At 49.1% G+C, this 10,493-nt stretch carries 13 protein-coding genes; 12 read left to right on the top strand and 1 reads right to left on the bottom strand.

All coding sequences use genetic code 11. The features are described from left to right. The 8 genes from B4H10_RS03165 to B4H10_RS03130 all read left to right on the top strand — a co-directional run. Window positions 1-404 (top strand): RNA-guided endonuclease TnpB family protein (locus tag B4H10_RS03165; protein ID WP_292018156.1); only part of this gene is annotated, 404 nt, incomplete at its 5' end. 246 nt (window positions 405-650) lie between these two features. Continuing rightward, entirely contained in the window at window positions 651-857 is a 207-nt protein-coding gene (locus B4H10_RS03160) for a hypothetical protein (RefSeq protein WP_059077385.1), read from the top strand. Then, the gene (locus B4H10_RS03155; RefSeq protein WP_075582271.1) at window positions 854-1,273 is read left to right on the top strand and encodes a cupin domain-containing protein; all 420 of its coding nucleotides are present in this window, start codon (window positions 854-856) and stop codon (window positions 1,271-1,273) included. Before B4H10_RS03160 ends, B4H10_RS03155 begins: the two co-directional genes overlap by 4 nt. Then, window positions 1,257-1,700: a carboxymuconolactone decarboxylase family protein gene (locus tag B4H10_RS03150; RefSeq protein WP_292017862.1), complete on the top strand. Its 444-nt coding sequence runs from the start codon at window positions 1,257-1,259 to the stop codon at window positions 1,698-1,700. The genes B4H10_RS03155 and B4H10_RS03150 overlap by 17 nt, the downstream gene beginning before the upstream one ends. Before the next feature lie 204 nt (window positions 1,701-1,904). Then, the gene (locus B4H10_RS03145; protein WP_292018155.1) at window positions 1,905-2,981 is read left to right on the top strand and encodes an alpha/beta hydrolase; all 1,077 of its coding nucleotides are present in this window, start codon (window positions 1,905-1,907) and stop codon (window positions 2,979-2,981) included. Window positions 2,982-3,212: 231 nt separating this feature from the next. Further along, window positions 3,213-3,839 (top strand): flavodoxin, encoded by a 627-nt coding sequence (locus tag B4H10_RS03140; RefSeq protein WP_292018154.1) that lies wholly within the window; start codon window positions 3,213-3,215, stop codon window positions 3,837-3,839. 172 nt (window positions 3,840-4,011) lie between these two features. Continuing rightward, complete coding sequence (locus B4H10_RS03135; protein ID WP_292018153.1) at window positions 4,012-5,172, top strand: alpha/beta hydrolase; 1,161 nt, start codon at window positions 4,012-4,014, stop codon at window positions 5,170-5,172. 29 nt (window positions 5,173-5,201) lie between these two features. Then, entirely contained in the window at window positions 5,202-5,774 is a 573-nt protein-coding gene (locus tag B4H10_RS03130) for a DapH/DapD/GlmU-related protein (protein WP_059077389.1), read from the top strand. A gap of 4 nt (window positions 5,775-5,778) precedes the next feature. On the opposite strand, the gene B4H10_RS03125 is transcribed toward B4H10_RS03130, so the two are convergent. Continuing rightward, window positions 5,779-6,693 carry a LysR family transcriptional regulator gene (locus B4H10_RS03125; protein ID WP_240937120.1) on the bottom strand — a complete coding sequence of 305 codons (915 nt, stop codon included), beginning with the start codon at window positions 6,691-6,693 and terminating at the stop codon, window positions 5,779-5,781. Window positions 6,694-6,863: 170 nt separating this feature from the next. On the opposite strand from B4H10_RS03125, the gene B4H10_RS03120 reads away from it, so the two are divergent. The 4 genes from B4H10_RS03120 to B4H10_RS03105 all read left to right on the top strand — a co-directional run bounded on the left by B4H10_RS03120 (window position 6,864) and on the right by B4H10_RS03105 (window position 10,483). Next, on the top strand, window positions 6,864-6,998 hold the full coding sequence (locus B4H10_RS03120; protein ID WP_292018152.1) for a hypothetical protein: 135 nt from the start codon (window positions 6,864-6,866) through the stop codon (window positions 6,996-6,998). Between the two features lie 158 nt (window positions 6,999-7,156). Then, the gene (locus B4H10_RS03115) at window positions 7,157-8,188 is read left to right on the top strand and encodes a mechanosensitive ion channel family protein (RefSeq protein ID WP_292018151.1); all 1,032 of its coding nucleotides are present in this window, start codon (window positions 7,157-7,159) and stop codon (window positions 8,186-8,188) included. Window positions 8,189-8,362: 174 nt separating this feature from the next. Beyond that, the gene (locus B4H10_RS03110) at window positions 8,363-10,057 is read left to right on the top strand and encodes a glutamine--tRNA ligase/YqeY domain fusion protein (protein ID WP_059077391.1); all 1,695 of its coding nucleotides are present in this window, start codon (window positions 8,363-8,365) and stop codon (window positions 10,055-10,057) included. Between the two features lie 156 nt (window positions 10,058-10,213). After that, the gene (locus B4H10_RS03105; RefSeq protein ID WP_059077392.1) at window positions 10,214-10,483 is read left to right on the top strand and encodes a DUF4321 domain-containing protein; all 270 of its coding nucleotides are present in this window, start codon (window positions 10,214-10,216) and stop codon (window positions 10,481-10,483) included. The last annotated feature ends 10 nt before the right edge of the window (window positions 10,484-10,493 follow it).

Raw genomic sequence — 10,493 nt, 5'->3', positions numbered from 1 at the left:
TTCATGAGAAAATTGCCAATCAACGTCGCGACTTTCTACATAAGAAAGCTCGCAATCTGGCAGACAAATATGATGCTATTGGTATCGAGGATATCAGCGTCAAGGCGATGGCTAAACGCAAGAAAGGCGGTAAATTCAGTTTTGGTAAGTCCGTAGCCGACAATGGCTGGAATATGTTCACAAACATGTTGGAATATAAGCTGGCTTGGCAAGGCAAACAGCTTATCAAGATAGACAAATGTTATCCAAGCAGTCAGCTATGCCATGTTTGCGGTTACCAGAACAATGAAACGAAAGATTTGTCTATACGAGAATGGGATTGCCCGAAATGTGGCAGTCATCATGACAGAGATAAGAACGCTGCGATAAATATACGAGAAGAAGCTAGGCGAATATCTGCCTGACATAACGCATAAAGTACCGTGGGTCGCACGGGAATCTACGCCTGTGGAGAGAGTGTAAGCCTCAGCAGTTCCTCGGAGCTGTAGTGCTGTTCTCGTTGAAGCAGGAAGCCCCCGCCTCTATAGACGGGGGTACGTTCACTATTTGCCGTACGTATTCCTAAAACTAAATTATAGGCATTTCACATTTCACAGGAACCTTGGTAAGATAAGAGTGTAAAGAAAACAAGGTCTCAGGAGGTGGATGCCATGGATGAAAAAGTACGGCAGAACCTGGTCGATGCGGGCTGCTCGGAAGGCTTCATTGACGACTATGCAGCAGCGGGCAGTGGCAGTGATCAGCTTTGCCGCCTGCGGCAGCATCGGAAAGAACTGCTCCGCCGCATACATGACGGCCAGCGCCAGCTCGATTGTCTTGATTATTTAATTTATCAGGTGAAAAGAGGAAAATCATGAATTTAGAAGAAATCAAAAAGAACGGTCCCTTTGCCATCGGCGGGGAAAATGTTGATTATGCCCAGTATTTTGATGGTATCAGTTATTTGAACATGTTGTCACTGAAACAGGTCATTGTCGGCAATGTCACTTTTGAACCGGGCTGCCGCAATCACTGGCACATCCACCATGCCAGTCAAGGCGGCGGCCAGATGCTCTTGGTCACAGCCGGCCGCGGCTGGTATCAGGAATGGGGGAAACCGGCACAGGAACTCCATGCCGGCGACGTCGTCCACATCCCGGCCAATGTCAAGCATTGGCACGGTGCTGCCAAGGACAGTGCCTTCCAGCATCTGGCCATCGAAGTCGACGGGACCGATACGAGTACGGAATGGTGTGAAGCCGTAGCGGAGGCCGATTATGAAGCTCTTCCGTAAGCCGTTGTTAGCAGCCGGGCTCATCGCCCTGGCCGGGATAGGATTTTTGGGAACAGGAGATGCATTTGCCATGAATACAACTGATAATCAGCCGAAAAAAGCCGTTAAAATTGTCCAGACCGCAGGGCGGCAGCAGCTGGGGAACTTTGCCCCTGATTTTGCCCGTTATAACGATGATATCCTCTTTGGCGAAGTGTGGAGCAAGAACGATGTCCTTTCCCTGCACGACCGCAGCATCGTCACCGTTTCGGCCCTGATCGCTCAGGGGATTACGGACAGTTCTTTGAAGTATCATATCCAGACGGCCAAGAAGAACGGCGTCACGAAAGAAGAAATGGCTGAAATCATTACGCAGCTGGCTTTTTACAGCGGCTGGCCCAAAGCCTGGGCGGCCTTTGGCTATGCCAAGGACGTGTATGGAGAGTAGAAAAACATAGTCAAAAAGCATGGATACATTAAGACCATAGGCATTTGATATCGTTTGCTGCCTCGTCTATACTATATATAAACGAAAGCAAAGAAATTGAAACTTTTTTTATTGTATATAATGGAGGCTGCTATGAAATTAAAATCTAAATTCATGCTTACGTTAGCTTTGACAGGGTTGATGGCAGTAGGGGGTGTGACAGCGATGGCACAAGAAACAGCACAGACGACGTATAAGACCGTCAATGCACGGCACGAAGGACCGAATAAGATTGTCAAGGAAAACCTGAAATTGACTCAGGAATGGGACAAGACTTTCAAAAAGAGCGACAAAGTCGATCATCAGAAAGTGACCTTCGTCAACCGCTACGGCATTACCCTGGCGGCTGATATGTACACGCCGAAAGGCGTCAAAGGCAAGCTGCCGGCCCTGGCCGTATCCGGTCCTTTTGGCGGCGTCAAGGAACAGGCATCGGGCTTATATGCCCAGACCATGGCCGAAAAGGGCTTCGTGACCTTGGCCTTTGACCCGTCCTTTACCGGGGAAAGCGGTGGCACTCCTCGCTACGTGGCCTCGTCGGACATCAGCACGGAAGATTTCTCGGCGGCTGTTGACTTCCTTTCGACGCAGGACAATGTTGATCCCGACCGCGTCGGCCTTATCGGCATCTGCGGTTTCGGCGGCTTTGCCCTCAATGCGGCCGCTAACGATACGCGCATCAAAGCGACGGTCGCATCGACTATGTACGATATGAGCCGCGTTACGGCGAACGGCTACTTCGATTATGAAAAGGATGCCGATACGCTTCAGAAAGAACGGATGGCGACGCGCAAAGCTATCAGTGACCAGCGGACCATCGACTATAAGAATGGCTATTATAAACGGGCCGGCGGTGTGCCCGACAACCTTCCGGCTGATGCACCGTGGTTCGTCAAGGATTACTACAACTACTATAAGACGACGCGCGGCTACCATCCCCGTTCGCTCAACTCCAACGGCGGCTGGAACACCATCGGCTGTATGTCATTCATGAATCAGCCTATCAATACTTATTCAAACGAGATCAGAAGTGCGGTCCTCATTATCCAGTGCGAAAAGGCTCACTCATGCTATTTCTCAAAGGACGCTTATGCGGCTATGACGAAGGACAGCAAATACACGGACAACAAGGAGCTTATGATAATCCCCGGTCTTGTGCATACCGACCTCTATGACGGCGGCGGCAAGGACGCTATCCCCTTTGATAAGATAGAGTCCTTCTACACTCAGTACCTCAGATAATTCCCACCCCTAAAGGCTAAGGTCTCCGTACTGCCCTTTGCAGTGCGGAGACCTTTTATTNNCTACTTCAGTGAAGACGCCTTCAAACGCCTCAAAGGGGATAATAAGGAACTCCTCATCGTGCCCGGTGCGACCCACACGGACCTCTACGATCAGACCGATAAGATTCCCTTCGACAAGATGGCCGATTTCTTCCATACTTATTTGAAATAATCAGGGGGTAAACAGCTGATGATGAAGAAAATTTTAATATTCATCCTGAGCAGCCTCATGGTCCTGGGACTGGCTGCCTGTGGCAATACGAACGGCGCTGATGCCTCGTCCAGCGCCTCGAAAAAGACCGATACGGCGGCCCAGTCTCCGGCCAAGGGCAATGGTAAGACATTGGTCGTCTATTATTCGGCCGGCGGCCATACGAAGAACGTCGCCAATTATATCGCTAAAGCGACGAACGGCGATGTCCTGGAATTGAAACCGGCGAACGATTATACCGATGCCGACTTGGATTACAACAATAAAGACAGCCGCGTCTATCGCGAACACGATGATGCCAGCCTGCGCGACATTCCTCTGGTCAAGGATAAGGCCGACAACTGGGAAGGCTACGATACGGTCTTTATCGGGTATCCTATTTGGTGGGGCATCGCTGCTTGGCCGGTAGATACTTTTGTCAAGCACAATGACTTCAGTGGCAAGACGGTCATTCCCTTTGCCACGTCGGCCAGCTCGGGCCTCGGCGACAGCGGCAGACAGCTGCAGCAGATGGCCGGCACGGGCAGCTGGCTGGAAGGCAAACGTTTCCCCTCCAATGCATCGGAAAGCGACGTCCAGCAGTGGGTTCAGAGCCTGAATCGCTGATAGAAAAAGAAGGAGGTTGTCTGAATAAGGCAGCCTTCTTTTTATTTAAATAATCATAGCAAAAAAGCATTGATTAACAAAGTTCATAGGTATTTGTTATTCAATAGATAGCAAAGTATACTGTAATCAAGCAATAGAGAGTTTCAAAAGTGTTGAAAAAGGAGTATGTAACATGAAAAAACATCAGAAAGCCTTATTAATAGCGGCTGCTTTATGGGTGAGTACCTTTCCCTTTTCTGGATTCGGCACGGGTGCCGCATATGCGGCGACACCGGCAGCGGTTTTGCAGGCGAGATCGCAGATGAAACAGTCTTCCATCAGCGAATTAACGAATGATACACGGGTGTTCAAGGTTGACCCCAAGATTGAAACGAAGAATGTCCGCTTTCAGAACCGTTATGGTTTCGACATCGCTGGCCACCTTTATTTGCCGAAAAATTTCGATGCCCAGAAGCAATATAAGGCCGTCGTCGTTTCGGGGCCTTTCGGCGCTGTCAAAGAACAATCTTCCGGATTATATGCTCAGGAAATGGCAAAACACGGATATGTTGCTGTCGCCTTTGATCCGTCCATGACTGGAGAAAGCGGGGGCACGCGCCGTAATATGGCTTCGCCTGATATCTTTGTAGAAGATTATAGTGCTGCTGTCGATTTCATCAGTAATTTGAAATTCGTCAATCCCGATAAAGTAGGGGCTATTGGCATCTGTGGTCTGTCCGGTATGGCCCTGACGGCTGCTGCCAATGACACGCGCATCAAAGCCGTCGCAACTTCAGCGATGTATGATATGTCCGACAGTATCCGCAATCACTATCAAGGAGATTACTATACGCCGGAACAGCGGGAAAAAGTGAAGGAACATTTGGCTGTTATGCGGGACAAAGAAGCCAAAGAAGGGCAAGCTATCCCGGGCTCGCATGAACTGGCCGTCGATGCGCAGGGACATGTCATTTCTCATGATACGATGTTTCCAGACAAACTGCCAGCCGATGCAAATAGTGTAGTGAAAGGATTTTATGATTATTACGTAGGGCGGGCATATCATCCGCGGTCCATCAACTCCAATACACTGGCCTGGGATTCGACAACGCCGTATGGATTCTTCAACTTCTCTCTCATGGAACACATTGATGAAATCAGCCCGCGTCCGGTCCTGCTCATTACCGGTGAGAAAGCTCACTCGAAATACTTTGCCGATGCGGCGTATGCTAAATTGAAGGCTCCGAAACGGGAAATCGTTGTTCCCGGGGCTACGCATACCGATTTATATGATCAGATGGATAAGATTCCTTTTGCCGATTTGGTCCAATTTTTTGACGATGCTTTGAAATAAAAGTAAGAACCTTAGAAAGGATCCTTCATATGTTATCTTTATCGCAAGCCTTGAAACGATGGAGCCGGGAGCCGGTCATCGGTACGACAGCAGACGAAATTGAAACCATGCGCTTTTACAGCCGACAGGCGCAGAAGATTCTCATGGAAATCAATACACAGTACCATGAACCGGAAGTACTGCGCCAACTTTTTTCACGGCTCATCGGCCGTCCTGTCGATGATACATTTGCCTTCTTTCCACCGTTTTATACGGATTTTGGCAAGAATATCCATCTTGGCAAGAATGTCTTCTTCAATAGCGGCTGCAAGTTCCAGGACCAGGGAGGTATTTTCATCGGCGATAATGTCCTCATTGGACATAATGTTGTCCTAGCTACGCTCAATCATCATCCAGCCCCGGATAAACGGAGTGAGCTCATGCCGGGCCGGATCGTCCTGCATGAAGGCGTCTGGATTGGGGCTAATGCGACCATAACAGCTGGGGTCACTGTCGGCCGTTATGCCATCGTCGCAGCCGGTGCCGTCGTGAACCGGGACGTCCCACCGTATACTGTCGTCGGCGGCGTACCGGCTCACTTTATCAAAAACATTGAACAGTGAGGTTTTATAGCTGGCTTATTTTTTCTGCCTCTTCCTTCAAGAGATGGATGAATTGCTGGGTCCCTTTGGAGAATATTTGGAATCGTTTCCATACGATGAACAGGGTATCCTCCAACAACGGGTCCAAGAGGCGGAAGCAGAGCGCCGGGTCATAGGGTGGCACGTTGATGATTTTTTCCAACATGATGCAGGACCCCAGCCCTTCGCGGACCATGAGGGATGCATTATAGGCCAGATTGTAGGTTGCCTGGATGTTCAATTCGGCAAAGGGCTTTTTTATCCATGTCTGCAATTTATTGCCATGGCTGTTGGCTTGCAATACCTGCTGGGACAGGATGAGATTTTCCGACCATAAATCTTGTGGCCGGATTGCCTCCCTGGCTGCCAGCGGGTGGCTGCGCTGCAAAAGAAGGCCCCAGTGATCGGTGTATGGGCAGGGCAGGACCTCATATTTTTCCGTATCGACATGACCGTAGACGACGGCGACATCGATGAGTCCTTTGTCGAGGGCTTCCATGATGGCCTGTCCATCGCCACTGGTAACGTGAAAATGGAGGTTCTTGTAGTGGCTTTGCAGTTTATGGGCAGTCTGCATGATGAAGCGGACACTGTCGGATTCAGCCGAACCGATGCGGATGTTTCCGTTTAGTTCCGTATCGTCACTGCGCAGTTCCTGTTCCGTATGGCTGGCTAAAGACAGGATTTCTTCAGCCCGCTTTTTCAGAAATAGGCCTTCCTCGGTGAGCGTAATGCGACGGGGGCCGCGGATCATCAGTTCTTTTCCCAGCATCTCTTCCATGTCACGCAACTGCCGCGACAGTGTCGGCTGGGACAAGTGCAGGGCTTCGGCTGCGTGGGTAATGCTTTCTTCTCGGGCGACGGTGAGGAAATAATTGAGTACCCGTAAATCTAACATCATTATCAATCCTTTCCTGGTAGATGAATCTCTTCTTTCAGGCCTTTCAAAAAGGCTTCGCATGTCGGCGACAGGAGCTGGTATTTTTCCAGGCTGCGAGACATGAGACGGTGACGGCTGGCTCCAAGGGGATAAAGACTAAATCCGGTGTCTGGAGTTGGAAGAGCTCGTCGATGCCGAGGGCACTGGTAATGCCTGTCCGGATGAGCTGGGCTGCATTGGCTGCTCCGGTCATATTCTGTTCCCTGGCGACGGCCAGGGAAGTATTGCAGGGTCCGTATTTCCATGATGTCACTCCTATGGGCTGATTTTTCTTTAGTATACGCCTTTTGAAAGGGCCTTACAATAAAGGTGTCATATCATAAATGACATGGAACTGTAACCGTTCTTGAGTTGTTGTTCGTCCTTCTCCGGAGTATAATAAATCGTACTTTCTGATTTGTTTCTTCGGGGGAGGATTTTTTTTATGGATTACATTGTCAATACGTTTACCTTTGAGCTGGAACACGGCGGGCCGCACGTGCATTTCCTGGCCTTTATTTTATTTATCATCATCGGCATCGCCATCCTGCACGGCGTCTTCCGGGGCGTCATCGAGGTATTGAGCCGCGTGACGAAAGTCCCGCGGGACAGTTGGCGCAATGTCTTCCGCTTCATGCCGACCCTCCTCGGTATTCTCCTGGGCATCCGCCTGACCAAGGATATCCTGAATCTGCCTAACTTCGTCCAAAATATCTTGTCCTATCACTATCACAGTGTCGTCATCATTACGGTGACCTTCTTCTGTGCCCATACGATTTCGTCTTTCCTCAAGGATAAGCTCTCCAAGAGCGGCGACAAGCAGGCGACGACGTCCATCCTGACGACCGTCGTCGACCTCGGCGTCTACATTATGGGCATCCTCTTCATCCTCAGTTCCTACGGCATTTTCATTTCACCGCTCCTGACAGCCCTCGGCGCCGGCGGCCTGGCATCGGCCTTGGCCTTGCAGGATACCTTGTCCAACCTCTTTTCCGGCATTACGACGCTCGTGTCCAAACAGGTCCACATGGGCGATTATATCCGCCTGGCCAGCGGCGAAGCGGGGCGCGTCGTCGATATGAACTGGCGTAATACGACCATCCGCACGGCGACGGGGAATATGGTCATCGTCCCCAACAAGAGCATTGCCACTGCGACACTGACTAACTATGAACAGCCCTTGGCCGAATGTACCATTTCCATTCCCTTGACTATTACTTATGATAACGACCTGCAGCACGTCGAAGACGTCACCCTCGGCGTAGCCCGCCATATCCTCGACCACAGCGAGTACGGCGTCACCGGTTTCGAGCCCCTCGTACGCTATGACCAGATGGGGGAATACGGCATTTCTTTCAAAGTCGTTCTGCGTATCCGCAACATCGTCGACGAAGCCGTTCTCAAGCACCAGTTCATCAAAAGCATCTACAAGACCTACAAAAAAGAAGGCATCCATCTCCTCATCCGCCGCGACTGAACAGGGAGACTCTTGGCGGATGAGGATTATGTAGCGATGCAAAAACGCTCCTCTCATCTCCCAAAATTCCCACAACATCTTGACACTGTCAGATGTTGATATATGCTAGTGTTGAAGCGATATTTATGATACAATGTGAGAGTATTATATTGTAATAGCGAGGAGCGACACTATATGGGTACTGAAATCACTAAGAACTTTATTGAAAATTTCATCGATGAAGATAATGCGTCGAATAAATATGGGAAGCGCGTACACACCCGTTTCCCGCCTGAACCGAATGGGTATCTGCATATCGGTCATGCCAAGTCTATCTGCCTGAATTTTGGCATTGCCAAAAAATACGGCGGTCTGACGAATCTGCGCTTTGATGATACGAATCCGTCCAAAGAAAATACAGAATTTGTTGAATCCATCAAAAAGGATGTCAAATGGCTGGGATTTGACTGGGGAGACCGCTTGTATTATACCTCAGATTATTTTGATCAAATTTATGAATATGCGGTCAAACTGATCAAACTGGGCAAGGCCTATGTCGATGATCTGACAGGCGAACAGATTAAAGCATACCGTGGTACCTTCAATACGCCGGGAAAAGAAAGTCCGTACCGCAACCGCAGTGTCGAAGAAAACCTGCGCCTGTTTGAAGAAATGAAGGCCGGGAAATATGCCGACGGCGAAAAGGTCCTGCGTGCCAAAATTGATATGGCAAGCCCTAATATCAACATGCGTGACCCTGTCATCTACCGTATTCTTCATGCTACTCATCACCGTACGGGTGACAAATGGTGCATTTATCCTATGTATGATTTTGCTCATCCTGTTTCTGACGCTATTGAACGGATCACCCATTCTATCTGCACTCTCGAATTTGAAGACCATCGTCCTCTCTATGAATGGTGCATTCAGGACTGGGAAGATCCGGAAGGCCAGCTGCCCCGGCAGATTGAATTTGCCCGCCTCAATGTGACGAATCTGGTTATGAGTAAGCGCAAACTCCGCGTCCTCGTCGAAAAGGGCATTGTCAGCGGCTGGGACGATCCCCGTATGCCGACCATTGCTGGTATCCGCCGTCGCGGATTTACACCGGAATCCATCCGTGATTTCTGCGAACGCATCGGTGTGGCCAAAGCTGACAGCATGGTCGATATTTCCCTCCTTGAATACTGCATCCGCGAAGATCTGAAACTCAAGGCTCCGCGCATCATGACTGTCATTGACCCCATCAAAGTCGTCATTACGGATTACCCCGATGGCAAAACGGAAACCATTACGGCAGAAAATAATCAGGAAAATGAAGCCATGGGTACGCGTCAGATGACGTTCAGCAAGAATATTTATATCGATCGCAAAGATTTCATGGAAGAACCGGTAAAGAAATTCTTCCGCCTGGCTCCGGGCAAGGAAGTTCGCCTCAAATATGCATATATCATCAAATGTGAAGAAGTCATTAAAGATGAAAATGGCAATATCGTAGAAATTCACTGCAGTCATGATCCGGAAAGCATGAGCGGTACGGGCAAGAACGCCAACCGCAAAGTCAAAGGGACCCTCCACTGGGTCAATGCAGACGATGCCGTCGATGTTGAAACGAGAGTCTACGATTACCTGCTCAAGGACAGCGACAATGAAGACGAAGAAGAAACAAACAACAAGGATTTCCTCTCCCAAATCAACCCGCACAGCCTCGATGTCTATCACAGCAAAGCGGAAGCCTGCATTAAACAGTATAAAGCGGGCGACCACTTCCAGTTCCTGCGGGAAGGGTACTTTGTCATTGATCCCGATACGACAGAAGATCATATCGTCGTGAACCGTATCGTCGGCTTGCGCGATACCTGGGCTAAGATGCAGAAGAAAAATAAATAAGAAACAATAAGATTAAAATGAAATGAGAAAATAAGCCGCTTTTTTTCAGTATATTAAAATTAACTGAGAAAAGCGGCCTTTTTCTGTCTTATCGTTGCGCTGTACCGGTAATAACGGTATAATGAAGTTCGTAGTTATTGCAGAGGAGATGTGCGTATGAAAGTATTAGGTACACATAGTGTCCTGCTTTTTATTCTATTTATTGTCGTAGGCGGTATTCTGGGAGGAATCCTGGGAGAACTGCTGTCTCATGTTAGCTTTGGCAGTCTCATGCCGCTCTTGTCCCAGCATTATGAAATATTTGATATTCAGAACGTCCATCTGAATCTGTATGTCATGCAGATCCAGTTCGGCATTCATTTTGCCCCTAATCTGCTGAGTATTCTTGGCATTATACTGGCATTTCTTATTTTCCGCCGGTTATAATAGTATATAA

Source organism: Megasphaera sp. UBA4382 (assembly GCF_002391155.1).
GTDB classification, from domain to species: domain Bacteria; phylum Bacillota; class Negativicutes; order Veillonellales; family Megasphaeraceae; genus Megasphaera; species Megasphaera hexanoica.
This window is presented reverse-complemented; position numbering and strand designations above follow the sequence as displayed.

Excerpts from the sequence above, each read along its gene's own strand:
- B4H10_RS03115 (WP_292018151.1), top strand. The coding sequence starts at position 7,157 with ATGGATTACATTGTCAATACGTTTACCTTTGAGCTGGAACACGGCGGG.
- B4H10_RS03105 (WP_059077392.1), top strand. The coding sequence starts at position 10,214 with ATGAAAGTATTAGGTACACATAGTGTCCTGCTTTTTATTCTATTTATT.
- B4H10_RS03140 (WP_292018154.1), top strand. The coding sequence starts at position 3,213 with ATGATGAAGAAAATTTTAATATTCATCCTGAGCAGCCTCATGGTCCTG.
- B4H10_RS03150 (WP_292017862.1), top strand. The coding sequence starts at position 1,257 with ATGAAGCTCTTCCGTAAGCCGTTGTTAGCAGCCGGGCTCATCGCCCTG.
- B4H10_RS03145 (WP_292018155.1), top strand. The coding sequence starts at position 1,905 with ATGGCACAAGAAACAGCACAGACGACGTATAAGACCGTCAATGCACGG.
- B4H10_RS03160 (WP_059077385.1), top strand. The coding sequence starts at position 651 with ATGGATGAAAAAGTACGGCAGAACCTGGTCGATGCGGGCTGCTCGGAA.
- B4H10_RS03110 (WP_059077391.1), top strand. The coding sequence starts at position 8,363 with ATGGGTACTGAAATCACTAAGAACTTTATTGAAAATTTCATCGATGAA.
- B4H10_RS03155 (WP_075582271.1), top strand. The coding sequence starts at position 854 with ATGAATTTAGAAGAAATCAAAAAGAACGGTCCCTTTGCCATCGGCGGG.
- B4H10_RS03135 (WP_292018153.1), top strand. The coding sequence starts at position 4,012 with ATGAAAAAACATCAGAAAGCCTTATTAATAGCGGCTGCTTTATGGGTG.
- B4H10_RS03125 (WP_240937120.1), bottom strand. The coding sequence starts at position 6,693 with ATGATGTTAGATTTACGGGTACTCAATTATTTCCTCACCGTCGCCCGA.
- B4H10_RS03130 (WP_059077389.1), top strand. The coding sequence starts at position 5,202 with ATGTTATCTTTATCGCAAGCCTTGAAACGATGGAGCCGGGAGCCGGTC.
- B4H10_RS03120 (WP_292018152.1), top strand. The coding sequence starts at position 6,864 with ATGCCGAGGGCACTGGTAATGCCTGTCCGGATGAGCTGGGCTGCATTG.